At 73.0% G+C, this 24,825-nt stretch carries 21 protein-coding genes and 2 pseudogenes; 13 read left to right on the forward strand and 10 right to left on the reverse strand.

The genetic code is table 11. The features are described 5' to 3' along the window. Positions 1-148: 148 nt before the first annotated feature. From FKD65_RS30755 to FKD65_RS30775, 5 genes and pseudogenes are all read right to left on the reverse strand, one after another. Positions 149-760: a dihydrofolate reductase family protein gene (locus FKD65_RS30755; protein ID WP_141581362.1), complete on the reverse strand. Its 612-nt coding sequence runs from the start codon at positions 758-760 to the stop codon at positions 149-151. Positions 761-834: 74 nt separating this feature from the next. Next, positions 835-1,671, reverse strand: a complete 837-nt coding sequence (locus FKD65_RS30760) for a helix-turn-helix domain-containing protein (protein ID WP_141581364.1) — start codon at positions 1,669-1,671, stop codon at positions 835-837. A gap of 73 nt (positions 1,672-1,744) precedes the next feature. Then, positions 1,745-2,746 (reverse strand): hypothetical protein, encoded by a 1,002-nt coding sequence (locus FKD65_RS30765; RefSeq protein ID WP_141581366.1) that lies wholly within the window; start codon positions 2,744-2,746, stop codon positions 1,745-1,747. A gap of 512 nt (positions 2,747-3,258) precedes the next feature. Continuing rightward, positions 3,259-3,685: pseudogene (locus FKD65_RS30770) on the reverse strand (transposase); the annotation flags it as partial. 178 nt (positions 3,686-3,863) lie between these two features. Further along, a complete protein-coding gene (locus tag FKD65_RS30775; RefSeq protein WP_141581370.1) occupies positions 3,864-4,424 on the reverse strand; it encodes a GNAT family N-acetyltransferase in 561 nt (186 codons plus the stop codon). A gap of 363 nt (positions 4,425-4,787) precedes the next feature. Between FKD65_RS30775 and FKD65_RS30780 the strand changes: the two genes are divergently transcribed. Beyond that, a complete protein-coding gene (locus FKD65_RS30780) occupies positions 4,788-5,402 on the forward strand; it encodes a hypothetical protein (protein ID WP_141581373.1) in 615 nt (204 codons plus the stop codon). 41 nt (positions 5,403-5,443) lie between these two features. Here the strand turns inward: FKD65_RS30780 and FKD65_RS30785 are convergent, their stop codons facing one another. The 5 genes from FKD65_RS30785 to FKD65_RS30805 all read right to left on the reverse strand — a co-directional run bounded on the left by FKD65_RS30785 (position 5,444) and on the right by FKD65_RS30805 (position 8,124). Continuing rightward, entirely contained in the window at positions 5,444-5,851 is a 408-nt protein-coding gene (locus FKD65_RS30785) for a VOC family protein (RefSeq protein WP_141581375.1), read from the reverse strand. Then, a complete protein-coding gene (locus FKD65_RS30790; protein WP_141581380.1) occupies positions 5,848-6,345 on the reverse strand; it encodes an SRPBCC family protein in 498 nt (165 codons plus the stop codon). The genes FKD65_RS30785 and FKD65_RS30790 overlap by 4 nt, the downstream gene beginning before the upstream one ends. Continuing rightward, positions 6,342-6,695, reverse strand: coding sequence for a helix-turn-helix transcriptional regulator (locus FKD65_RS30795; RefSeq protein WP_141581382.1), 354 nt, complete (start codon positions 6,693-6,695; stop codon positions 6,342-6,344). Before FKD65_RS30795 ends, FKD65_RS30790 begins: the two co-directional genes overlap by 4 nt. A 101-nt stretch (positions 6,696-6,796) precedes the next feature. Next, positions 6,797-7,234 carry a nuclear transport factor 2 family protein gene (locus FKD65_RS30800; protein WP_240809679.1) on the reverse strand — a complete coding sequence of 146 codons (438 nt, stop codon included), beginning with the start codon at positions 7,232-7,234 and terminating at the stop codon, positions 6,797-6,799. A 23-nt stretch (positions 7,235-7,257) separates the two neighbouring features. Continuing rightward, positions 7,258-8,124 carry a TIGR03619 family F420-dependent LLM class oxidoreductase gene (locus FKD65_RS30805; protein WP_141581384.1) on the reverse strand — a complete coding sequence of 289 codons (867 nt, stop codon included), beginning with the start codon at positions 8,122-8,124 and terminating at the stop codon, positions 7,258-7,260. Between the two features lie 66 nt (positions 8,125-8,190). Between FKD65_RS30805 and FKD65_RS30810 the strand changes: the two genes are divergently transcribed. The 12 genes and pseudogenes from FKD65_RS30810 to FKD65_RS45815 all read left to right on the forward strand — a co-directional run. Beyond that, on the forward strand, positions 8,191-8,820 hold the full coding sequence (locus FKD65_RS30810) for a Crp/Fnr family transcriptional regulator (RefSeq protein ID WP_141581387.1): 630 nt from the start codon (positions 8,191-8,193) through the stop codon (positions 8,818-8,820). Positions 8,821-8,887: 67 nt separating this feature from the next. Further along, positions 8,888-9,649: a hypothetical protein gene (locus tag FKD65_RS30815; RefSeq protein WP_141581391.1), complete on the forward strand. Its 762-nt coding sequence runs from the start codon at positions 8,888-8,890 to the stop codon at positions 9,647-9,649. Continuing rightward, positions 9,646-11,820 carry a hypothetical protein gene (locus FKD65_RS30820; protein ID WP_141581394.1) on the forward strand — a complete coding sequence of 725 codons (2,175 nt, stop codon included), beginning with the start codon at positions 9,646-9,648 and terminating at the stop codon, positions 11,818-11,820. The genes FKD65_RS30815 and FKD65_RS30820 overlap by 4 nt, the downstream gene beginning before the upstream one ends. Positions 11,821-11,893: 73 nt before the next feature. Beyond that, complete coding sequence (locus tag FKD65_RS30825; RefSeq protein ID WP_141581398.1) at positions 11,894-12,763, forward strand: SDR family NAD(P)-dependent oxidoreductase; 870 nt, start codon at positions 11,894-11,896, stop codon at positions 12,761-12,763. An 11-nt stretch (positions 12,764-12,774) separates the two neighbouring features. Next, positions 12,775-13,707 carry an EI24 domain-containing protein gene (locus tag FKD65_RS30830; RefSeq protein ID WP_240809680.1) on the forward strand — a complete coding sequence of 311 codons (933 nt, stop codon included), beginning with the start codon at positions 12,775-12,777 and terminating at the stop codon, positions 13,705-13,707. A 149-nt stretch (positions 13,708-13,856) separates the two neighbouring features. Beyond that, positions 13,857-15,170 carry a hypothetical protein gene (locus FKD65_RS30835; protein WP_141581400.1) on the forward strand — a complete coding sequence of 438 codons (1,314 nt, stop codon included), beginning with the start codon at positions 13,857-13,859 and terminating at the stop codon, positions 15,168-15,170. Positions 15,171-15,265: 95 nt separating this feature from the next. After that, positions 15,266-17,401: an acyl-CoA dehydrogenase gene (locus FKD65_RS30840; RefSeq protein WP_141581403.1), complete on the forward strand. Its 2,136-nt coding sequence runs from the start codon at positions 15,266-15,268 to the stop codon at positions 17,399-17,401. Between the two features lie 30 nt (positions 17,402-17,431). Beyond that, complete coding sequence (locus FKD65_RS30845; RefSeq protein ID WP_141581406.1) at positions 17,432-19,144, forward strand: hypothetical protein; 1,713 nt, start codon at positions 17,432-17,434, stop codon at positions 19,142-19,144. Then, a complete protein-coding gene (locus tag FKD65_RS46370; RefSeq protein ID WP_268843230.1) occupies positions 19,144-19,275 on the forward strand; it encodes a hypothetical protein in 132 nt (43 codons plus the stop codon). The genes FKD65_RS30845 and FKD65_RS46370 overlap by 1 nt, the downstream gene beginning before the upstream one ends. Before the next feature lie 13 nt (positions 19,276-19,288). Next, positions 19,289-20,227, forward strand: a complete 939-nt coding sequence (locus FKD65_RS30850; RefSeq protein ID WP_141581409.1) for a glycosyltransferase — start codon at positions 19,289-19,291, stop codon at positions 20,225-20,227. Further along, positions 20,224-21,408 (forward strand): glycosyltransferase family 4 protein, encoded by a 1,185-nt coding sequence (locus tag FKD65_RS30855; protein WP_141581411.1) that lies wholly within the window; start codon positions 20,224-20,226, stop codon positions 21,406-21,408. Before FKD65_RS30850 ends, FKD65_RS30855 begins: the two co-directional genes overlap by 4 nt. 36 nt (positions 21,409-21,444) lie before the next feature. Next, a pseudogene (locus tag FKD65_RS45815) lies at positions 21,445-23,568 on the forward strand (alpha-(1->3)-arabinofuranosyltransferase family protein); the annotation flags it as partial. Positions 23,569-24,825: the final 1,257 nt, after the last annotated feature.

Genomic DNA, 24,825 nt, shown 5'->3' on the forward strand with positions numbered 1-24,825 from the left:
GCTCCTTCCCACAGTAAGCACAGACAGGGGACGGGGCCCAGGGCCACTGCGCCCGCGGGCCCGCCGCCTCCGCAGCTCAGCGCCGCCCTGCGGCTCCAGAGCGACGGCCCGGCGCGGCCGCGCCGTCCAACGCACGCGCGATCACGGACTAGCGGCGGACCCTGAACCTCAGGTGCAGCACCCGGTCGCCCTGGATGACCACGTGGGGATCCTCCAGCAGATGCCGCCGGTCGATGCCGCCGAAGAACCGCTTGCCCGACCCGAACACCACCGGCACCACGTCCATCGCCACCTCGTCCACGAGACCGGCCGCGAGGATCTGCCCGCCGACGTCGCCGGCGTTCACCGCGACGGTCCGCTCCCCGGCCAGCTCCCGGGCCCTGCCGATCGCGGCCGCCGCGTCGTCGACGAAGTGGTACGAGGCCTCGGGATGCCAGCCCTCGGGCTTGGGCCGGTGGGACACCACGACCACATGGTCACCCGCCGGCGGCCGGCCTTCCCAGCCGTTCACCAGGTCGAACAGAGTGCGCCCCATCACGATCGCGCCGATCGTGGCCCACGTCGAGCGGACGTACTCCGCCGACGCCGCCGAGACCCTGAAGCCGGTCCCGCCCCCGGAATGGTCGTACTCCCCGTCACCGCCATCGGTGATCGGGACGTCCCCGTTGGAGTACCAGTCGTGGAGAGGTCCGACGTCATCCTTCCCGTCGGCGATGAAGCCGTCGACCGACACCGAGCTGTTCATGATCACTTTGCCCACGGGGTCCTCCTCGGGTTCGCTTGCCGCTCGTCTCCGATCTTGTCGCTCCCGAGGGCGCCGGGGCTTGTAAGAAATCACTCGGCGGGCATCGGGCCGCTGTCCGGTGGGAAGCCGGCCTCGGCGGGGAAGCGGCGCCGCAGGGCCAGGTACTCCGCCGGGGTGTGGCCGGTGAAGTCCTTGAACTCCCGGCTGAAGTGGGCCCGGTCGAAGTAGCCCGCCGCCTGGGCGAGATCCGACCAGTCGACCGGACGCGGGGCGTCCACGGAGAGGATCAGCCGCGCGAAGCGGTAGATCCGCGCCACCCGCTTCGGTGTGACCCCGACATGGGACTTGAACTGCGTGGCCAGATGGTTGCCGCTCACCCCGGCGGCATCGGCCAGCGCACCGATCGGGACGGCGCCGTGGGAGAACTCCAGGCGCTGCCCGACGTGGTGGACCAGGCCGAGACCGCGCGACTCGGCGAGTCGCGAACGCAGCTCCGCCTCCACCAGGCGCAGGGCCTCGGCGGCGGACGCGACGTCCCCCAACTGGTTGCGGATGCGGTCCAGGGACCGGCGCCAGACGTCGTCGACCGGCACCCACCGGTCCCGCAGCCCGGTCACCGGCATGCCGACGAACGGCGAAAGCCCCCAGGGCTTGAAGTGCACCCCGACCAGCCGTACCCGCGCGGGGTACTCGATGAGGAAGCGCCGCGTCCACAGGCCCATGAACCACCCGTCGGCGAACAGCGCCGACGGCACCGAGGGGTCGGAGTCGCGCAGCCGCGCGGGTTCGCCCAGGTTGACGAACAGGTGCGCCGAAGGCATCGGCGGCACGTTCATCCGGCGGTGCCGGGGCACCCCGCTGAGGCAGTAGATGTCGTCGATGAACCCGTCGAGCGGCGGCGCGGGCACCCGAGCGACGTACTCCATGGCCCCAGTGTGTCCGAACCCGGCCCCTCCCGCCGCCGGGGCCCTCGCGTTCCCTCGGGAAGTCATCAGGTCGTCAGAGGCGGAGCAGCCTCAAGAGCCAGCTCTTCTTGGGGGGCCCGCGGAGCGACATGATCCTGTCCATGTGCGCTCTGGTCTCGGCGGTGCTGAAAGGCGTCAACTCGATCCTGCCATCGACGGAACTGGCGTTGACCTGGGCGCTCGGCTGGGACTCCCGGCAGCCGGGAGGCGTGGGACCGGACCCGGACTGTTGGGTGGGCGAAGGTCGCGAAGTCGGCGCTGAGGTCGAAGTCGAGGCCGAAGTCGAGGGTGAGGCCGAAGCCGAGGACGGGGAGCGGGTGAGGGCGGGGCCTGAGGAGGGCGTAGCGATCGTGACCGAGCCGGCTGTGGTCGAGGCCGCTAACAGGCACGCGCGCCGTGAGTCGAGGAGATAGTGGACGACACAGACCCAGTCGGCGCCGTCGGGATCACATTCGACTATGACCCGGTCGCCCATCCCTGATTGGATCGCCTTGGCGACGGTGACCTCATTAAGATCATCGCGGGGCGCCACCAGCACTACGAGCAGTGCGACCGACGAGAGCACAGCGACCACCCGGAGGGCATTGACGGCCGGGCGGGCCAGCCACCGGAATTTCCGCTCCATGTCCCAGAGGAGTTCCTGGCTCACCCGCTCCAATGCCCTGGCGCGCTCAGAGAACACCTGCCGGTCCAGGCCGTGTTGGCCGGCGGCAATCGTCTCTTGACGCTGGCCTTCGGAGATCTCCACAAGTGCGTAGGCTGATGCGGCCTTCCCGTATGTATCGTTTGTGAGGAATTCGGCGAGCTGTTCCTGCAGGTCCTTCCAGAAGGGAAGTGACAGCGGCTCGTTCGAGAAACGCCCTTCCTCTGCCCATCCGGACATCCTCATTGCGGCGTTTCTCAGGCCCTCCGCCAGCGTGCGCGCCGCGGCCTTTGATTTCGACAGCCGCCCGCGCCACTCCGTCCATGCGTTCACAGGCCCGGCAAGGAGCGCGCCGATGAAGACTCCGAGCAGGCCTACCATTGCGCTGCTCAAGGACGCCGTCCCCGTGCATGTGGAAATTCTGATCTTGATATCACCGCTGCCAGCATGACAGCCATGGTTTGGTGCCTATCCTCCGCCAGCAAGGCGATGGCAGAGTCCGGCCCGTTCAATGACCGATAGTGGACGGGATGGCGGGGACGCCTTTCTTGTCAGGCGCGCTCGGTACGGAGATGGCGATCCGGCCAAGATCCGGGACCGGACGGGACCGGACGGTGCGGCTTCGGCGCCTCGCGATGGCTGCGGTGAGAAGGGGCGAGATTCGGGCACGGAGGCGTACTGAAAGACGGCGGTCGCGAGTCCGCCGGGTTCCGCCCTGCGGGGGTGCTCGGGTACGGCGTCTAGCCTCGATCTTTCGTGAGGTCGGTTGGGTCGCGGAGCGACCCAACCGACTCTTTGTTTTCAGTGGCGGGTCAGCCGCTCGGCCCGACTGACGCGTCGGGTGGGCGGGGTTCCACGGGCCCTGGGGTTTCCTTCCTGGGTTTGATGGGACGGCTTGTCGCTGGTCAGGGTGCGGGCACCATCTGCAGCCGGATGATCGCGGTGGTGATCAGGTCGGTCCAGGGCCAGCGGTCACTGAGCCGAAGCCGGAGGCGCCTGCCGCCGCGGACCAGGCGCCCGGCGGCGGAGAAGACCCGCAGCCGAAGGCGTTTGGGTTCCCATGTGCGGGCCGGGTGGCCGGTCAGGGCAAGCATCTGGGTTCAGGCGGTCAGGTCGGCGGCCAGTGCGACGAACCTCCAGCCAGATCTGGTTGGCGGCGGCGCCGTGCAGGGGCAGGTTGCGCAGGCCGGCGTCCTTGGCGCACCGGATGCGGTCCTCGCAGCGGGCCCGGCGGCGGTGGCGAAGCCCCAGATCGGCGAGCTGTCCGTGCCGGGTGCCGGTGACGAAACACGTGAAGCGGTGCCCGTCGAGGTCGGTGAACCGCAGCTGCGCGATCCCCGCACCGTCCCCGGACACCACGATCTTGGCCTCGCGGCCGGTAGTCTTCACTTGGAAAGTGCTCCAGAACTCGGCGCGGACAGGACCTTCAGCAAGCCCTATCCTCCCAGTTCAGGAGCACTTTTCTCATGTCAACGACCAAGCGGCATCAACCCGCCATGATAGCGCGAGGCTAGGACGACTGCTTGGCGGCTCGCCATTCCGGGGCGAGTACTGACCAGACCTCTATGTTCTGGCGCTCTCCTCGGTAGAGGTAGCTTTCCCGGAGCGTGCCCTCTTTCGTCATTCCGAGCCGCTTCGCCACGGCGATGCTGGGCTGGTTGGCGGACGAGACGTGCCATTCCACCCGGTGGATGCCGCGCTCCTCGACGGCCCAGTCGATGATGGCGCGGACCGCCCTGGTCACCAGGCCCCTGCCCGCCGCCGACGGTTCGAGCCAGCACCCGGCCTCGGCGGTGCCCTGCTCGGCGTCCATCGTCACGAAGAGGACCCCGCCGACCAGCCGGCCGTCCGCCCAGATTCCGTAGATGCGTCCCTTGTCGGCGGCGGCCTTGTCGGCGTACGCCTGGAGGTGCGAGCGGCTGGACTCCAGGTCCCCGACGCGCTCCGGGAGCCCGACATGCTGCCCGATGAAGTCCCGTCCCCGGTCGATGTGCGCCAGGAACTCGTCCGCCTGCCACGGTTCGAGCGGCCGCAACTCCGCGCCGTCGTCACCAAGGGACACCGCGTACATCTCGCCTCCACGGTCATAACCAGCAGGAACTGCGAGTGGATCTTCTCACGCGCCCGGCCCTGCGGGACCGCCACGTTCCGCGACGGGGCGACGCCTTGCGCCGGTCGGCTCCGTTGTGCATTCTCGTTCCGATCTCGCGGCGGTGCTCGACGACCGGCGCCCGACGGAAAAGAGGTGGCCGTGGGCGGCGGGCTACGCGGTGCGGCTTGGGTGGGAGTGGGGGCGGCTGCCGTCGCGGCCGGGACCCTCGTGGTGGTGCTGATCTCCGCCGGCACCTCGGGCTCGTCGGATCCCGCGACCGATCTCCAGCCCCCCGCGGCGGGGCCGAGATCCTCCGCGCCTCCGATTCGCGACCGCCCCTTCGTGCTGCCTCGCGATACGGCCGGGCAGCGCGCCGTGGTCCGCGCGTGCATGATCGGCGATCCGGCCATCTATTCGACGACCGGGAAGCGCCCACCGGAGCTGAAGACGACCGGGCCGGGGACACGCGTGTCCGATTTCCGGGTGCTGGCCACCTCCGTCCGCGACTCCCGCGGGGTCACGGTCCTGCTGGGCAGCAAGGTGGCGCATCGGCTCTGCCTGCTCGACGCTTCCGGCAGGCCCAGCCCGAACGACCATCTGCCTCATGCGCCCGCCAGGGCCTGGGCGGTCCCGCTTTCGGAGGTCCCGAACGAGGTTCTCTTCGACCAGAGAGGCGGCGGCACGCAGTTCACCGACCGCCCCCCGGACGAGCAGGTCTGGGAGTCGCACTCGGCCGGCCGGGTGCCGCCGGGCGGCACGCGCCTCACCTTCACGGCCCCGGACGGCAGGACGGTGGAGGCACCGGTGACCGACCGGTTCTTCGTTCTCAGGAGATCCGGCTACGGTCCCGAGGTACCGAGGCTCGAAGAGATGGTCCAGGTGGCCGTCAAGCTCTACAACGGTGGTCAGGTCCTGGCCGAGTTCTCCGCGCGGATAGAGGCCGGCCTTCTGGAGTAGGCCTGATCATGGCGAGACCAGGCCGGGGCCTTCGGGTGGGGTCAGTCGCGCCAGGGCATGTGCTGGAGGGTCCAGGTGTTGCCGTCCGGGTCGGTGAAATAGGCGTAGAAGACGCCGCCCATGTCCTCGACCGGGTTCACGTCCACGCCGCGCTCGACGAGGCCGGACCTGGCCTGTTCGATGTCGCTGACGACCAGGTGCAGGCCGCGCTGCGTCCCGACCGGCATGTCCATTCCGGGGAGGCCCTCTGTCAGCGCGATCGAGCAGGCCGAGCCCGGTGGCGTGAGCTGGACGTACCGGACGCCGTCCGACGGGCGCACGTCCACGTCGACGTGGAAGCCGAGAGAGGCGTAGAAGTCCTTGGCGCGGTCTATGTCGCTGACGGGCACCGGGACGAGTTCGAGCAGGAGCATTCCGGGCCGGACGGGCAGCACTGGGGACTCGGTCATGGGTGGTGTCCTTTCGATAGCAAGGCGTCGAGCCGGTCGTAGGACTCGCCCGCGCCGCGTCGCATGGGGGTGCGGAGCACGCTGTCGCGTATCTCGCGGGTGGGGTAGCGCACGGTGATGTTCATGGCGGTGCGGCCGTCGCGCTCGTCGAAGACGGTGGTGACCAGGGCTTCGCCGGCCTCCCAGCCGTCGCGGACCTCGCTCTGCACCAGCCTCGCCGGCGCGTCCACCTCGAGGAAGACGCCGCCGTAGCCCATCTCGGCGCCGTCCGGGCCGTGGGAGACGAAGCGCCAGGCGCCGCCGGGACGCAGATCGATCTCGCAGACGGAAAGCCGCCAGCCCCGGGCGCCGTGCCACCGCTTGAGCAGCTCCGGCCGGGTGAACGCGTCGAACACCCGCCGCCGGGGCGCCTCGAACGTCCTGCTGAGCAGGATCTCGGTGTCGGACGGCGTGCCGACCACGAGGCCCGCGCCGCGAGGCGGCCACGTCGTCACGGCTCGTCCCGCTCGTCGTGCCCCTCTTGCTCCCCGAGCCTTGCGAGCAGGTCGTCGAGCCGCTGGTAGCTCTCCTCCCAGTACTGGCGGAAGTCCGCGAGCCAGGCCAGGGCGTCCTGGAGCGGGCGGGCCTCGAGCCGGCAGGGCCGCCGCTGCGCGTCCCGGCCGCGCGAGACCAGGCCCGCGCGCTCCAGCACGCGCAGGTGCTTGGACACGGCGGGCTGGCTCATCGAGAACGGCGCGGCCAGCTCGCCGACCGACGCCTCGCCGTGGGTCAGCCGGGCCAGGATCGCCCGCCTGGTCGGGTCGGCGAGCGCGGCGAACGTCGCGTCCAGGGTGCTGGTGTCCACTCGATCAACCTTCCGGTTCTATAACCAGTTGGTTTTGTATCGGTGGACGGCGCGCCCTGTCAAGCGGCCGGCGGCGCGCGCCGACCCGGCGTCACCGCATGTCAGGCGGTGGTGAGGGTGGCCATGGCGCGGTCGGGCTCCCAGTGGGCGCGCAGGGACGTGATCCTGCCCGCGTCGTCCACCGTGTAGACGAGGACGCAGTCGATGGTCATCGTGGCCCCGTCGGGCGTCGTGGTCGTGATCGTCGCGACGTTGGCGCAGCAGGGGCCGTTGGCGAAGGAGTCGGCGATGTGGAAGCGGAAGCCGGCGATCGTGGCGATGAACGAGGTCCAGAAGTTCTCGATGCCGTCCGGACCCCGGTGGCCGGCGCCCGCCGGGTCGAGGAAGGACGGGCCGACCGGGTCCTCGATGAGGGCGTCCGGGGCGAAGAGGGCGAGCCAGTCGTCCTTGCGGCCCTCGGCCACGGCGGTCATGGAGGCGCGGGCGGCGCGCCGGGCCGGGTGGTCGGAGTCGGGGGCGTCCCAGGTGATGGCATCCACTGTAACTTGTTCTCGTTTCGGGGTCAGGAGGCCGTCCTGGCGATGACGGTCTCGGCGAACCGTTCGAGGTGCTCGATCTTCTTGTCCAGCGGCTCGGTGTCTGGGCCCTTGGTGTAGGGCATCCGGAAGCCGACGATCACGTCGGTGACGCCCTTGTCCTCCAGCCGCTTCACCCCGTCCGGCGTGTAGGCGTCCATCGAGATGACGTGCACCTCGAAGGGGTCGCCGGCCTTGCCCTCCGCCTCGCGGATCCGCTCCAGCCTGGCGAGCAGGTCGTCGAGGTCGTCGCCGCCCGCGTGCATCCAGCCGTCCCCGCGCACCACGGCGCGGCGCAGCGCGGCCTCGCTGTGCCCGCCGACCAGGATCGGGAAGGGCCGCGCCGGGCAGATCTTGAGCGCCGGGACGTCGAAGTGCTCGCCGTGGTACTCGAAGTACTCGCCGCGGCTCAGCCCCCGCACGATGTCGATGGCCTCGTCCATGCGCCTGCCCCGGCGCTCCCACGGGACGCCCATCACCTCGAAGTCCTCGCGCCACGGGCTGAGCCCGACGCCGAGGCCGAGCCGCCCGCCGGTCAGGCAGGCGATCGACGTCGCCTGCTTCGCCACCAGGACGGGCGGACGCACTGGCAGCTTGAGGACGAACGGCGTGAACCGGAGCCGCTCGGTCACCGCCCCCATCGCCGCGATCAGCGTGAACGTCTCGATGAAGGGCTTGTCCTCCAGGAACTCCCTGTCGCCGTCGGCGGTGTACGGATACACCGAGTCCGACTCCTTCGGATACACCAGCGAGTCGGCGACCGACATGCTCGTGTACCCGGCCTGCTCGGCGGCCCTGGCCAGCGGCAGGTAGAACGACGGATCCGTCATGGCCTCGGCGTAGGTGAACCTCATGGCCGAGATAGTAGAACGTGTTCCACTTCGGTGCCAGGGTGCGCCGGGGCGGAGCATCATGGGGCGGTGGGCATCTGGGAGGCGCTCGTCGCGGCCGGGACGGAACGCCGTTTCGCCGCGGGCGAGGTCCTGCTCCGCCAGGGCGAGCCCGCGACGCACGTCCTGCTCCTGACGCGGGGCCGCATCAAGGCGCTGCTGACCCTCCCGGACGGCGAGGTGCTGCTCCTCGCCGTGCGCGGGCCGGGCGAGATCCTCGGGGAGATCGCCGTGCTCGGCGGCGACGACCGCTCGGCGACCGTCGTCGCGGTGGACCCGTGCGTCGCGCGCGTCCTGCCCGCGGACCGCTTCCGCTCCCTGCTGCGCTCGGCCGGAGCGGAGGAGGAGATGCTGCGGCGGGCGATGCGGCGCCTGCGCGAAGGGGAGGCCTGGCGGGCGGAGACGGCGGCCCTGCCCGCCGGCCGCCGCGTCATGCGGGCCCTCCTGCGCCTCGCCGTGCCGAGCGGGGACGGGCCGCTCGGCGTGGGGCTCGGCCAGCAGGAGATCGGCCAGGCGGTCGGACTCTCCCGCGGCGTCGTCGCGGCCGAGCTGGCGCGGCTGCGCGACCTCGGCGTCGTCTCCACCGAGCGCGGCCGCACCGTGATCACCGATCTTCCCCGCCTCCGCGAGCTGGCCGCATCGGGCCGCGGCTCTGTCTGAATTCCGACAGTCCTTCCGGCGAATCGGCCCCACAGTGGTTGCCGTCCGCATGAGTGGAGGGGGCCTTATGGAGCACTACCGTGCTGTTCTCGTCGTGGACGCCGAGAAGTTCAGCGCGCACCGCGACGCCGATCTGCCGGACGTCCACCTGGAGATCCGGCGCGTGCTGGACGAGGCCTGCGCGGAGAGCGGCCTCGGCCAGACCTGGGACGACGTCCGGTTCATGGAGAGCACGGGGGACGGGGTCCTCGCCGTCCTGCCGCACGAGGCGGTGCCCGCGCTCATCGATCCGTTCCTCCGGCGTCTCCAGGACGCGCTGGCCGCGCGTGCCCCGGGGCTGCGCGCGCGGGGACTGCGGCTCCGGCTGCGTGCCGCCCTCCACGTCGGACTCGTGGACGACGAGCGCCCCGACGCGCCCGGCATCTCCACCGCCGTCATCGACGCCTGCCGGCTGCTGGACGGCAGGCCGCTGCGGGCCGCGCTCGAGGACAGCGACCCCGAGGTGACCTTCGCGGCCTTCCTGCTCTCGGCGGAGCTGTTCACCCCCTACGTCGCGGGCGGGCGGAGCGGCCTGCGCGAGAGCCAGTTCACCGAGGTCAGGGTCCAGGTGAAGCAGTTCGACCGGCCCGCCTACCTGTACGTGCCCGTCCCGTCCGCCGGCCGCGCGGCGGGACGCGGCGAGGAACCGCCGCCGGACGCCGCCACCGCGCCCCCGTCCCGGCCGCCGTCCGGCGGGACGTCCGTCAACGGAGTCACGATCATCGGCGACGACGGCCAGACCGCGATCGGGAACACCGTCGGCGGGGACTTCCGGCAGGAGCGCCGATGACGACGATGGAAGACTTCACGATCATCGGCGACGGGGCCCAGAACCTGATCGGGAACACGGTGTCCCGGGACCTGATCGTCCAGCAGCTCGTCGAGGTGCGCAGACGCCGGTCGACGATGCTGGGGGAGCGCGACGTGGCCGAGCGCGTCGCCGGGTACGTGCGCGCCCGCAACCACGACCAGATCGTGGCCGCGCTGGGGCGCGACCACGCGATCGGGCTGGCCGGTCCTCCGGGGGCCGGGGTGTCGACCACGGCGATCGCCGCGCTGCAGGAGCTCTGCCCGGGGTTACCCGTCCATCTGTTCTCCCCCGAGGAGGACGACCTGGAGGACGGGCCGAGAGCGCGGGCCGGGTACCTGGTGCGCGCGGCCGAGGAGGACCCGAAGCGGCTGGCGCTCTGCGTGGGAAGGATCAGGGAGGCCAGGGGATTCCTGCTCGTCGTCGGTAACGAGGCCGAGGTCCGCCGGTTCGAGAGGTTCCTGCCGTTCGTGCAGGTGGACCCGCCGCCCGCCGACCTCGTCTACCGGAGCCGGCTGCACCGGGCGAGTCTCGGCGGTACGCGCTGGGCGGCCTGGCCCCGCACCGCCGAACTGCTGCGGGGCGCGTTACCGGGCGACGCCCGCCGCCTCGCCGACCTGGTCATCGCGATCGGCGAGGAGGTGGAGGTCGAGCGGGCCTACCGGGGCTGGGGCGACCAGCTGTCCGGCTGGTTCGCCGAGCACTCCGGGCTCCGGGACCGGGCCCTGCTGATCGCGGCCGCGGCGATCAGCCCGGCCGACGAGACGAGCGTGTACGGCGCGGCGATGTCGCTGGCGCGGTACCTGGAGATCAATGTCGAGGGCGGCGGGCTGGCCTGGTGCCCCACCACCGGGCTGAGCGAGCTGCTCGGCGCGGACCGCGTGGAGGACCGGATCGTGTTCCGCCGGCACGGCTACGCCTCCTCGGTCCTGCGGCACGTCTGCGACGACTACCCGCTGGTGCGGATCGACCTGCTGGAGTGGCTGTCGGCCCTGCCGGGCGACACCGTGCTGGCGCTCGACCCCGGCCGCCGCCAGAGGCTCGTCGAGGTGTTCGCCGACCTCGCCGCCGAGAGCGGGGCGGCGGCGAAGATCGTCCAGGTGGCCGAGGGGTGGGCCCGCGACGGCCGGGCCGACCTCGCCGGCATCGCGCTCGCACGGACCTGCCTGCACCCGCTCGTCGGCGGCTGGGTGCGCAAGGGCCTTTACGAATGGGCCAAGGACCGGAACACCCCGCAGACGCTGAAGCTCACGGTGGCCCGGGTGTGCGAGGTGGTCGCCGGAGCCGACGTGACGGTGGCCCTGACGCGCCTGAAGCATCTCGCGACCTACGGCAACGAGCAGGTACGGGACGAGGTCCTGGACGTGGTGCGAAGACTCGCGGAGTCGAACCGGCGGGAGGTCGTCCGCGCGGCCGCGGTGTGGTGCGGGTCGTCGGTGCCGCTGAGGATGGAGGCCGACGCCGAGCGGCGCGCCCGGACGGGCCTGCAGGTGCTCGTCGACTTGCTGCCGGACGCGCCGGCGCGCGACCCGTGGCTGTGGAACACCGCGCTGGGCGCCGTCGACCTGCTGGCCCGCCGGGGCGGCGAGCGGCTCCGGGCGGCGGCGCTGGACGCCGCGCGCGAGCTCGCGGCGCGCGACCGCCGCGCGATGCTCGACCTGATGCTCGCCTGGGCCCGCAACGCCGACGGCAGCCGTCCCCCGGAGGCGGAGCCCCGTGCCCGGATGGCCACGGCGCTGTTCCTGGATCTGGCGGCCGAGACCGACACCGCGGGCCTCGTCGCCGTGCTGACGGGCCCGGGGGCCGTCCCGCCACCGGCGTGTGCGCCTCCGTGGTCGGTCGCGCTGACCGCCGAGCTCAGCACCGGGACGGGCTTCGGCTGTTTCACCGAGGTGGCCGCGCTGTGGCTGGAGACGGCGGCGGCGCGTCCCGCCCTGCGGCCGGGGATCGTCTCCCTGTTCGTCACGATGGCGGACGGTGACCCCGAGCGGCGGACCTTCCTCACGGACCTCGTCGAAACCTGGGCGGGCACCCGTCGGCGGTGCCGTACCACCAAGGAGGACCTGCTGGTCCGTCTGCTGCAACCGGAGCTGCGGCGGTTCCTGTTCAAGGTCTGGGTGAAGGTCAGGCGGGCGGTGATGGGCGCCGACTGAACGTCGCCCTGCCGTTCCCCCCGGGGGCGCCGTGCTGTTTGCCCGGGACTACGGGTGGTGGTTCGGTGGAGGGATGGAGCGCAGGATCGCGATTGTCACCGGCGGGACGTCCGGGATCGGGAAGGAGATCGCACGGGGGCTGGCGCGGGCGGGGTTCCTGGTGGGGATCGTCTGCCGGAACGAGCTGCGCGCCACCGCGGCGGTGGAGGAGCTGGCGGCGGACGTGCCGGGCGCGCGTGTCGAGACGTTCATCGGGGACCTGTCGGTGCAGCTGGACGTCCGGCGGGTCGCGGCGTCGCTGGAGGAGCGGTTCGACCGGCTGGACGTGCTGGTCGACAACGCGGGCGTCTACCTGCTGCGGGCCAAGGTCAGCGCGGACGGGTACGACCGCGTGGTCGCGACCAACCATCTGGGGCCGTTCCTGCTGACGAACCTGCTGCTGGGCCTGCTGGAGAAGGCCGCGCCGTCGCGCGTGGTGGTCGTGGCGTCGGAGGCGCACCGGTTCGCGGGCCGGCTCGACGTCGAGCGGATGGCCGAGCCCGGATCGTACGGCCCGGCCGGGGCGCTGCGGGTGTACGGCCGGTCGAAGCTGCTCAACATCCTGTTCGCGCAGGAGCTGGCCCGGCGGATGGAGGGCAGCGGCGTCACGGCGAACGCGGTCTGCCCGGGTCTCGTCGCGACGAGCCTGGGCCGGGACGTCCGCGGGACCGAGCGCGTCATGGGCCTGTTCTCGCGCACTCCAGTGACGCGGACCCCCGAGCAGGGCGCCCGGATGGCGCTGCGGCTGGCGCTGGACGACGAGTTCGAGGGCCGCAGCGGCGGTTTCTACAGCTCGACGCCGGGCGCGGGGATGCTGCCGATGGTGGGGGCCCTGAAGGATCCGGAACTCCGACGTGCGGTTTGGGACCGTTCGGCCCGCCTTGTGGGGCTGCCTGCCCTATAGGGTCAGGCTGCGTGAGCCAACCGCACGGACCGCCGGGCCGGCCCGGCGCATGGAACGGTCCGCCGCAGCACCAGCAGGCAGGCCGGCAGCCGGACCCCCAGCCGAATCCCCAGCCGAATCCCCAGCCGGGCCCGCGGCCGGAGCCGCGCCCGTCCGCCTTCAAGGACCTGTTCAACGGAGTCGGCTACCTGCTGCGCGGCATCGCATGGGTGGCGCGGCACCCCGCCCAGTGGCTGTTCGGGCTGATCCCCGCCCTGATCGTCCTGGCGGCGTACGTCGCGGCGCTGGTCTTGCTGGCGTACCGGCTCGACGACCTTGCCGGGTGGGTGACGGGGTTCGCCGACGGCTGGCCGGACGCCGCGCGCGCCTCGGCGCGGGTCGTCGCCGGTCTCGCGCTGTACGGGTCGGCCCTGTTCCTCGCGATCATCACGTTCACCGCGGTGACGCTGCTGGTGGGCGACCCGTTCTACGAGGCCATCGCGGTCCATGTGGAGGAGTCGCAGGGCGGCGCGCCGCCGGAACCGGACGTCCCGCTGCTGGTCCAGATCGGGCGGGCGGTCAAGGACACGCTGATCCTCGGCGCCGTCGCGCTGGTGTTCGCGGTCGTGTTCTTCGCCTGCGGCTTCCTGCCGGTGGTGGGGCAGACGGTCGTGCCGGTGGTCGCGGCGCTGGTGTCGGGCTACTTCCTCGCGGGCGAGCTGACGTCGATCGCGCTGGAGCGGCGCGGGCTGCGGCGCCGGGACCGGTTCGCGCGGCTGAAGGCCGACCGGCCGCTCGTCGTCGGGTTCGGCGCGGCGACCTTTGTGGTGTTTCTCATCCCGCTGGGCGCGGTGCTCGCGATGCCGGGCGCGGTCGCGGGCGGGACGCTGCTGGCCCGCGAGCGCCTCGCCGGCGAGCCGCCCCCGGAGCCGCCCGCAGGGGATGGCCTGACCAGTGCACACTGAGGCCGGGCGATTGGTCCTGCGGCCGGAAGGCTCGCGCCGGGGCGGTGGGACACCAACCCGGGAGCCATCACTGAGGCGATAAGAAGATGTGTCCTGAGCGTGATTACCGGCCGGAACGGCACGGGTGATCTTCGCGTAACGTGTGCCGCATGTCCGATCAGGGGGAGCGCGGTACGCGCTGGACCGAGATGAGCGAGAGCGAGCCGCGCGACGGCGCGACCGGGCCGCAGGCGGCCTTCCCCGAGCCGAAGGTGCCGGAGGTGCCGGTGCCCCCGCCGACGGGGCGCACCGAGTTCTCCTCTGGCGAGGGCGCCGGGACCCACGACATCTGGGGCAAGGTCGAGACCGGGCCGCAGGACACCGCGCCGGCCAGGGAGACCGCGTCTCCCCGGGACACCGCTCCGGTCACCGGCGGCGGGCAGGAGGACGAGGCCGTGCCGGGCGAGGAGGCGGGCTCCGAGGACGTCAAGGTCGCCCCCGTGGCCGAGGAGGCGCCCCAGTGGGAGGGGTCGCTCTTCGACGAGGGCGCCGACGACGGCGGCGGCGACGACCGGTACGTGCCGGCCGTCCCCACCGGCTCCGGACAGCCGGCGAAGCCCGGCAAGCCGAGCAGCGGCAACTGGCAGATGCCCGACTGGATGGCGGACGAGAACGCGGCCGACGCCAAGCTCGGCGACTCGCCGAAGCCGCGGCGCGACGACCTGGACGAGGGCGGCGGCCGCTCCCGGCTCGTCCTGTTCGGCGGGATCGGCCTGCTGGTGGCCGCGCTGCTGGCGGCCGGCGCCGTGTACTACATGAAGAGCGGCGACGACGAGCCCGCCGACACGTCCGAGACGTCCGGCAACGCCGACCGGCGGGCCGCGGCGGAGCAGTCCGAGGCGGCGCAGGTGGAGATGCCGCCCGACAAGCCCCTCGCGACGTTCCCCGGGAGGCCGAGCCGGATGCTCGGGCGGGTCAACGACGTCCACTCCGGGCTGTCGTACCCGCGGCTGGCCGCCCCCTGGCAGGTGCCCACCAAGAAGAACAGGCTGGGCACGCCGGGATGGTCGGGGCAGCAGGTCCTGGTGACCGAGCGTCAGGCGGGGCGGCTCTGGTACGGGCAGCTCCTCACCGGCACGCTCATCCCGACCCTGCAGAGCGCCTACCAGGGGCCTGACAGCGTCAAGAGCGTGGCCGGGCTGGCCGCCAAGGGATACGAGGCGCAGTACTACGCGTTCCCGCACAAGTCGGCGCCCCTGGCGTCGCAGGCCCTGAACGTGGACGGGCACAAGGGCTGGCTGGTCGCCTCCTACCTCACCTACAAGCGGGCCGGGGTGCGCGCGACCGGGGAGATCGTCGCCATGGCGGTGGTCGACACCGGCCGCAAGTCGCCGGCGGTGGTCTTCGCGTCGATGCCGAACACGCACCGCAAGCACTGGGCCGACGTCAACGAGTTCGTCGGCCACCTCAAGATCGCCTCCTGACCGGCCGTCCCCGGCCGTCCCGTTCCGGCCGGGCGGCTCCTGACAGCCGAATGGCGTTCTAATACGCTGGGGCCACCTCCGAGAAAGGTGTGGCCATGGCCATCGGGCTGACCGAGGAACACGAGGCGCTCGCGGCGTCGGTGCGCGGCTTCGCCGAGCGGGCCGTCACGCGGCAGGCCGTCCGGGACGCGGACGCGGGCTTCTGGCCGGCGCTCGCCGAGCAGGGGCTGCTCGGGCTGCACCTGCCCGAAGACGCGGGCGGCGAGGGGTTCGGGATCCTGGAGCAGGCCGTCGCGCTGGAGGAGCTCGGCCGGGCGCTCGCCCCCGGCCCGTACGCCCCGACCGTGCTGGCGTCCGCGATCCTGCACGCGGCCGGAGCCGAGGTGCGCGGGCTCGTCGCGGGGACCCGGAAGGCGGCGGTCGGCCTCACGGGCAGCCTCGGCACGGGCGGCTCCACCACCCTCTCGGGGACGGTCCAGCCGGTACTCGGCGCGCCCCTGGCCGACCTCTTCGTGCTCCCCGCCGGTGACCGCTGGGTCGTCCTCGAAAGGGACGATGTCACCGTCGAACCGCTGGAGTCCCTCGACATCACCCGTCCAGTCGGGGCGGTCACGGTGGAGGCCGTGTCCGTCCCGGACGAGCGCTTCATCGAGGGCGTTGACGTGCACGCTCTCGCCGTCGTCCTCCTCGGGGCCGAGGCATGCGGTGTGGCGGGGCGGGCCCTGGACGACGCCGTCGCCTATGCGAAGCTGCGCGAGCAGTTCGGCCGCCCTATCGGCCAGTTCCAAGGCGTCAAGCACAGGTGCGCGCGGATGCTCATCGCCGTTGAGCGCGCCAGGGCGGCGATATGGGACGCCGCGCGCGCTCTGGACGAGCCAGAAGGACAACGCGCATACGCCGTCGCAGTGGCCGCCGCTCTGGCCGCGGACGCAGCCGTGACCTGCGCCGAGGGCAACATCCAGGTCCATGGAGGCATCGGTTACACCTACGAGCACGACGCCCACCTCCTCTACCGGCGCGCCCTGACCCTCCGTGCGCTCCTGGGGCGGACGACCACGCACCATGCGAGCGTCGCCGCCCTGGCGGTCGGGGGCGTCCGGCGTCCGATGAGCATCGAGCTGGACGAGGACGCCGCGCCGGTCCGCGAGGAGATCCGGTCCCGCGTCGGGGAGCTGGCCGCGATGGAGCCGCTCGAACAGCGCGCCGCGATGGCCGAGGGCGGCTGGGTGACGCCGCACCTGCCGAAGCCGTGGGGGCGCGGCGCCGGCCCCCTCGAGCAGATCGTGATCCAGCAGGAGCTCAGGGCGGCGAAGGTGCGGCCGGTGCCGCTGATGATCGCGGCGTGGGTCGTCCCGTCGCTGGTCCAGTACGGGACGGCCGGGCAGCAGGAGCGGTTCCTGCCGCCGACGCTGCGCGGCGAGATCATCTGGTGCCAGCTGTTCTCCGAACCGGGCGCGGGGTCCGACCTCGCCGGGCTGCGGACCCGCGCCGAGCGCGTCGAGGGCGGCTGGAAGATCACCGGGCAGAAGATCTGGACGTCGCTGGCCCGCGAGGCGCAGTGGGGGATCTGCGTCGCGCGCACCGATCCGGACCGCCGCAAGCACGACGGGATCACCTACTTCCTCGTCGACATGTCCTCGCCCGGCATCGAGGTCCGCCCGCTGCGGGAGTGCACCGGCGACGCCGTGTTCAACGAGGTGTTCCTCGACGGGGTGTTCGTGCCGGACGCCCTCGTCGTCGGCCCGGTCAACGAGGGCTGGCGCGTCGCGCGAACGACGCTGGCGAACGAGCGGGTCGGCCTGACGAGCAGCTTCCAGCTCGGCGGCGACCTGCCCAAGCTCCTCGAACTCGCCGCGGAGCTCGGCCTGGACGCCGACCCCGTCGTCCGCGACGCGATCGGGCGCCTCGCCTGCGACGAGCACGCGTTCAACCTCCTCGGGCTGCGCGCCACGCTCAAGCGGCTGTCGGGCACGGACCCGGGCGCGACGGCGAACGTCCGCAAGCTGGTGGCGATGGAGCACGGCCAGCAGGTCACCGAGTTCGGGTTCACGCTGCTCGGCGAGGAGGGGGCCCTGACCGGCGGGCGGCGCGACCCGCTGCGCGCCCGCTGGACCCGCTACCTGCTCGCGTCCCGGGCGATGACGATCGGCGGCGGCACCACCGAGGTCAACCTGAACGTGATCGGTGAGCGGATCCTCGGCCTGCCCCGGGACCCCGAGCCGGTCGGGTAGCGTCCAGGCTCACATGCGGGAGCGGACTGCTTGACCGACCGGACGCGGCACCTGGTGGCCGCCCTCACCGGCCTCGGGCTCGGGCTCGCGGCACTGGGGCCGGGGCTCGCGCCCGGCTTCGTGCTGTCCTACGACATGGTGTTCGTGCCCGATCCCGCGTTCACCCGCATGACGTTCGGGCTGACCGGGATCGTGCCCCGGCACGTGCCGAGCGACGCGTTCGTCACGGCGCTGTCCACCGCGGCGCCGGCGGACGCGGTGCAGAAGCTCGTCCTGCTGGCGATCTTCGTGATGGCGTGCACGTCGGCGGCGTCGCTGGTCCCCTCGGCACGCCTGCTGCCGCGCCTGGCCGCCGGCGTCTGCTACGCCTGGAACCCGTTCGTCGCCGAACGCCTGCTGCTGGGGCAGTGGGCGCTCCTCCTCGGTTACGCGGCCCTGCCCTGGGTCGTCGCGGCGGCCGCGCGGACGGAGGAGCCCGGCGGTGGACGCCGCCTCGTCCGGGCCCTCATCCCCGCGGCGATCGGCGGTTTCGCGGCCCTGACGATCTCCGCCATGACGGCCCTGGCCGTCGCTCTCGTCACCCCGCCGAGGGCCCGGCGCCCCCGCGCCGGCCTGCGGGTGGTGGCGGCCGCGGGCGTGCTGAGCCTGCCCTGGCTGATACCGGGGGCCCTGCGTCCGGCGGGCGTTCCAGGGGACGCGACGGCCGTCGACCTTTTCGCCGCCAGGGCGGACACGCCGTTCGGGACGCTGGGGAGCCTGCTCCTGCTCGGCGGGGTCTGGAACGGCGAGACGGTGCCGCGCGGCTACGGCGCACCCGTCACCGCGTCGATCTGGCTGGTCGTGGTGGTCGTCGCGCTGGCCGCCTACTGGCGATGGTGCCGCGAGCCCGTCTGGCGGCGGGGGGCGGGCGTCGCGGCGGTCGCCGGATTCGCCGTCGCGGCTCTCGGCGCGGTGGCCGCCCCGGTCCTCGGAGCGCTCATCGACCTCTGGCCGGGGTTCGCCGTCCTCCGCGACGGGCAGCAGTACGCGGCCCCGCTCGCCGTCGTCGTCGCCGTTGGCCTCGGGGTCGCCGCCGACAGGGCGGCCGAGGCGCGGTGGCCGGGAGTGGCCGCCGCGGCGGCGGCCGTTCCGGTCCTGCTGCTGCCGACGCTGGCGTGGGGGGCGGCGGGCGACTTGCGGTCCGTCCGATACCCCGCCGACTGGGCGCGCGCCAAGCAGATCATCGACGGCGACCCGGCGCCCGGGGACGTGCTGGTCCTGCCGTGGGCGTCCTACCGCAGCTACCCGTGGAACAACGGGCGCCGGGTGCTCGACCCGCTACCCCGCTATCTGCACCGCAGCGTCATCGGGGACGACGCCGTCACCGTGGGCGGCACGACCGTCGCCCCCGAGGACCCCAAGGCGGTCAGGCTCGCACCCGCCGCGCGGACCGGAACACCCTCCGTGGACACGCTGCGTCACGAGGGCGTACGGTACGTCGTCGTGGACGCGGAGCCGGGCCGGAACCGGCCCTCCGGTGCCGCCACCGAGGTGCTGCGCGGCCCTGACCTGGCCGTCTACCGGATCGAAGGAGCCGGCGGCGGGGCCGAGGACGAGGTGCCCGCAGCGCCCGCGGTGGCCGCCTGGGCGGTGACGAGTCTGGTCGTTTTCTGGTCAATCACGCCCTCAGGGACTACTCTGAGCTTCCCGTTACTCGGCGGTATCACGCGCCGCAGATCCGACCCCCGACGAAGGACCCCCTGATGCGCATCGCCATCGCCGCAATCGTCGGCGTCCTGCTGGCCGCCGGAGCGTCGTTCGGCGCCGTCCAGCTCGCGAACGCCTCCCAGAAGGACCCCGTCATCAAGCCGCTGTACAACTACGGCTCCCGGTGACGTGTAGGCCCTGATGGGGACTCGGCGTGACCGGCCCGCGCTTCTGGAGATCGTCGTCCCCGCCTACAACGAGGCCGACCGGCTTCCGGCGGGGCTTGATCTGCTGTGCGCGAAGCTCGCCGGGCTGCCGGTGCGCGCGGCGGTCATCGTCGTCGACAACGCCAGCACCGACGGGACGGCCGGCATCGTCGAGTCCTTCGAGGGGCCGGTCCCCGTCCGGCTGGTGCGCTGCGAGCGCCGAGGAAAGGGGGCGGCGGTCCGGGCCGGACTGCTCGCCACACGGGCCCCTTACGTGGGCTTCATGGACGCCGATATGGCAACAGACCTCGCCGCGCTGGACGAAGCCATCGTCCTGCTGCGCGAGGGCCGCCCGGTCGTGGTCGGGTCAAGGCGCCACGGTCGGTCGGTCGTCCAGGGGTACACGCTGCCCGTCAGGCGCCTCGGCGCCATCACGTTCAACCGGATCGTCCGCGACCTCGTGGGCGGCATCCCCGACACCCAGTGCGGGTTCAAGTTCTTCTACGGCCCGCTGGGGCGGGCCGCGGCGGCGGACCTGCGCACGGACGGCTTCTCGTTCGACGTCGAACTCCTCGCCCACTGCGTGCGGCGGGGGGCGTCCGTGACGGACATCCCGGTGATCTGGCGCGACCGGCCGGGGTCGACGTTCTCGGTCCGGCGGCATTCGCTGCAATGCCTGTTCGACCTGATCCGGATCCGGGCGCGCGCCGGAATCCGGTTGCCCGCCGTGCCGCTGGTGTCGAACATCCCGATCGTCCCGCTCCGTGCGGTCTTCGGGGAGCCGAGCCCCGTCCCGGTGGCTCTGGCGCAGTCCGTGATCCTGGCGGAGGCCGTAGAGCGGGCGGAGGCCGTGACCCTCTCGAACACCGGCATCCTCTCGAAGCCGGTGGTCCTGCCGGAGAACGCCTCCACGTCGCGCGCGAAGACGGGATGAGCGGGAACCTGCGGCTGGCGGTCGTCAACTGGCGGGATCCCTGGCATCCGTCCGCCGGCGGCGCCGAGCGCTACGCCTGGGAGCTGGCGCGCCGGTTCGCCGCCGAAGGGGCTCGCGTCCATTACGTGACGAGCAGGGCGCCGGGGCAGAAACGCGGGGAGCGGGTCGAGGACGTGGAGTTCGTGCGTCTCGGCGGCCGCTTCACCGTCTACCCCCTCGTGCTGCTGTGGATGCTGGCGTTCCGCCTACGGCGGGGCCGCTTCGACGTGGTCATCGACTGCCAGAACGGCATCCCGTTCTTCACGCCCTGGGTCCTGCCGCGCCGCGTGCCGGTGTTCTGCGTCATCCACCATGTGCACGACGCCCAGTTCGGCCTGTACTTCCCCAGATGGCTCGCGTGGGTCGGCCAAGTGCTGGAGGGACCGGTGAGCCGCTGGACGTACCGGCGGCATGCGTTCGTGGTCGTCTCGCCGTCCACGCAGCGCGCCGTTAGGGAGCGACTGGGATGGACGGGGCCGACCCACGTCGTCCCCAACGGAACGGTGGTCGCCGAACCCGGAGGCGTGCTCGCGGAGCCCGCCGGGGACCCCGATCTCGTCTGCGTGACCCGGCTCGTCCCGCACAAGCGCCTCTCCTTGCTCCTCGACCTCGCCGCTGACCTCGCCGGGACCCATCCCGGGCTGAAGCTCCACATCGTCGGAGACGGCCCCGAAGCGGGCATGCTCGCGTCCGAGATCAGAGCCCGCGGGCTGGAGCGCGTCGTCACCGCCCACGGCTACGTGCCAGAGGACATGAAGGCGGCCCTGGTCGCCCGTGCCGACCTGCACCTCAGCACGTCCCAGGGCGAGGGCTGGGGCCTCAGCGTCATCGAGGCCGCGGCGCTCGGCGTCCCGACCGTGGCCCACGACGTGGACGGCCTGCGCGACGCCGTCCGAGACGGGGCCACCGGATGGCTCGTCCGCGAGGGCGACGACCAGGCCGACGTCGTCCGGCGGGCGCTCAAGGAGCTGGCCGATCGCACGGAGCGCGATCGGGTCGCCACGGAATGTCAGAGGTGGGCGGCAGAGTTCGACTGGGCGCGCACCGCCGCCCGGATGCGAGGTCTCGTCGACTCCGCCGTCCGGGCCGGTCCGGCCGGCGCCCGGAGCGAGCGAAGGTACGGTGACGAGCACCCTGGCTGACGGCCGGGGGCCACAGGAGAGGGGCAGAGGGCGAGCATGGCGGTGGGAGAGGCGAATCCGCCCCGCGCCGGCGCGTCCCGCCGGCCCGCGCCGGAGGGGCCGGACGTCGCGGGCCGGGTGCGGGAGCGGCTGCGCGTCCTGGCGTGCTGCCTCGCGCTGACCGCGCTCGCGTTCGGTACCCGGCCCGGCGCGATCCTCGCCGACACCAAGATCGACATGGCGGTCAACCCGCTCGGGTTCCTCGGCCGCGCCCTCCACCTGTGGGACCCGGAGCAGTTCGGCCAGCTGCAGAACCAGGCCGTCGGCTACCTGTTCCCGATGGGCCCGTTCTTCGCGCTCGGCGACCTCGCCGGGATGCCGCCCTGGATCACCCAGCGGTTCTGGCTGGCGCTGCTGATGTGCCTGGCGTTCATCGGCACCTGGCGACTCGCGGGACGCCTCGGCATCGGCATCGGCATCGGCGTCGGCGGCGCCGGCGAGGTCGGCGGCGCGGCGGCGGGGGGCGGGCACTGGCAGGGCGCCCGCCTGTTCGCGGCGATGGCCTACGCGCTGGCCCCCAACGGGCTCGCCACCCTCGGGCAGATCTCCTCGGAGTACATGCCGGTCGCGATGCTGCCCTGGATCGTCCTGCCGCTGGTCCGCGCGGCCACGGGGGAGACGGGGCGGCTCAAGGCGGCGGCCGGGTCGGGGCTCGCGATCGCCTGCTGCGGCGGCGTCAACGCGACCGCGACCGTCGCCGTGCTGATCGTCCCGGTCGTGTACATCGTGACGCGGCCGCGCGGGTCGTTCCGGGCGCGGATGCTGGCGTGGTGGTCGGTGGCCGCGGGCGCCGCCACCGCCTGGTGGCTCGTCCCGCTCCTGCTCACCGGGACGTACGGGTTCTCCTGGCTGACCTACACCGAGAAGGCGGAGACGACGACCGGGCCGACGGGGCTGGTCAACGTCCTGCGCGGCACGGAGCGCTGGCTCAACTACCTGATCGTCGACGGGCAGGTCTGGGCGCCGGTCGGGCACGGCCTGGCGCTCGGCCCGGTGGCGATCGTCTGCACGGGCCTCGCCGCCGCGCTCGGGCTCGCCGGGCTGCTGAGCCGGCTGCTGCCGGAGCGGACGTTCCTGCTGCTCACGCTGCTCGCCGGGCTGGCGATCCTGTCGATGGGCCACATCAGCGACGTGTCCGGCCCCTTCGCCGGGCAGCTCCGCGACCTGCTGGACGGCCCCCTCGCCCCCCTGCGCAACCTGCACAAGTTCGACGCGGTCGTGCGGCTGCCGCTCGCGCTCGGCCTCGCCCATCTGATCGTCGCGGCGGCCCGCCGCGCGCACTCGGCGGACGGCGCGCGCGGCCCCGGCGCCGGGCCGGCGTTCGGCCTGCGGCCGGCCTCGCTGCTCAGCCTGCCGGTCGCCGCCGCCGTAGCGCTCGGCGGCATCGGCCTCACGGCCGCCTCGAACGGCCTGACCGGATCGGGCGAGTTCAAGGAGGTGCCCCGCTACTGGCGGGACGCCGCGACATGGATCAACGCGCGGGCCGGGCGGCAGGGGGTGCTGGCCGTCCCGGGCGCGCCGTTCGGCGAGTACCTGTGGGGCCGTCCGATGGACGACATCGTCCAGCCGCTGCTGTCGGCGCGGTGGGGCGTCCGGCAGCTCGTCCCCGCCGGGTCGCCCGGCTACACGCGCGCGCTCGACGCGATCGACCAGCAGGTCCGCTCCGGGCAGGGGTCGCCCGGCCTGAGCGCCTTCCTCGGCCGGATGGGCGTCCGGTACGTCCTGGTGCGTAACGACCTGCGGCGCGAGACGCTGCGCGGAGCCTGGCCCGCCCGCCTCCACCAGGCGTTCGGCGACTCGCCGGGGCTGCGCAAGGTCGCCGCCTTCGGTGCGCCCGTCGGAGGAGACGCCGACGACGCGGTGACCGCCGTCGACCAGAAGTACCCGGCCCTGGAGGTCTACGAGGTCGCCGGCGCCGCCGGCGTCGCGAACCTCGCCGACGCCGCGAGCCCCGTCCGCGTGTACGGGGGGCCGGAGTCGCTGCTCGCCATGGCCGACGGCGGCGCGCTGCCCGGCGGGCCGGTCCTGCTCGACGACGACGCCCCCGACCTGCGCGGCGCCCCGGTCGTGACCGACTCGCCCCGCCTGCTGCGGCGCAACTTCGGGGAGCTGCACCAGACGTCCCCCACGCTTCCCGCCGCCCGCAAGGGCGAGGCCACCGACGTCCTGGACGACGGCTGGAAGCGCTACACCACCCACGTGACCTACGGCGGCGGCGTCCGCGACGTCACCGCGTCCACGTCGGCGGCGGGCGACGACGCGGTCCCGCAGGCGCGCAAGCCCGAGGCGGCCCCGTTCGCCGCTCTCGACGGCGACCAGTTCACCGCCTGGGAGACGGGCGGCTGGCGCGGCCCGGTCGGGCAGTGGCTCCGCGTCGACTTCGACCGGGCCCGCGAGGTCCAGGGCCTCACCGCCACGTTCCTCCAGGACGGCTCCCTCGGCCCTGCCGTCGCCCGCGTCGCCGTCGAGACCGAGAACGGGGCCGTCCGGCAGGACGTCCAGAAGATCGCGACGGGGCAGCCCCTGCGCGCGCCGGCCGGCCCGACCCGCTGGCTGCGGCTGCGGATCCTCGCGCTGGCCTCCGAGCCGGCCGTCCCGGGGTTCGCGCACGCGGCCGTGGCGGAGCTGTCGATCGGCGGGGTGCGGCCCTCCCGCACGTTCACGATGCCCGCGCCCGTCGGCACCGGTGGGTCCGCGACCTACGTGATGAGCCGGGCGCCGGGGGCCGCGGCGGAGTGCGTGAAGGGCAGCCGCCGCTGGGTGTGCTCGCCGTCGCTCGGGTCCGGTGACGAGGAGGGCGACGGGTTCGACCGCACGTTCACCGCCGCCGCCGCGAGCAGGGCCGCCGTCACCGGCACCGCCGTCCTCACCGACCGGCGGCTCGTCGAGCGCTACACCTCCGCCCGCGGACGGCCGGTGGTCGCCGCGGGCTCCACGCTGTCCGACCACCCCGCCGACCAGCCCCGGTCGGCCTTCGACGGCGACCCGCAGACCGCCTGGATCGCGGGGGAGAAGGACGAGGCGCCGACCTACACCGTCCGGTGGAAGGGGCGCAAGAAGCTGTCCGCCGTCACCGTCACCCGGCCGCCCACCGCCTCGGGCCCGCTGCGGGTCCGGGTCGAGGGCGTGAACGGCCAGATCCGCGAAGGACTGTCCGACGCCCAGGGCAGGCTGACGTTCGCGCCGATGACGACCGACCGGCTGACGTTCACCTTCTTCAAGGAGACCCAGGCCCATCCCATCCAGGTGGCCGAACTGGCCATCCCCGGCGTCCAGCCGCTCCCGGACGTCCGGGCCCTCCCGCTGCGGCTGCCGTGCGGGTACGGCCCGAAGCTGCGGATCGGCGGCGGCACCGTCCAGACCAGGGCGACCGGCACG

The sequence above is a fragment of the Actinomadura sp. WMMA1423 genome, from assembly GCF_006547145.1.
Lineage (GTDB): Bacteria > Actinomycetota > Actinomycetes > Streptosporangiales > Streptosporangiaceae > Spirillospora.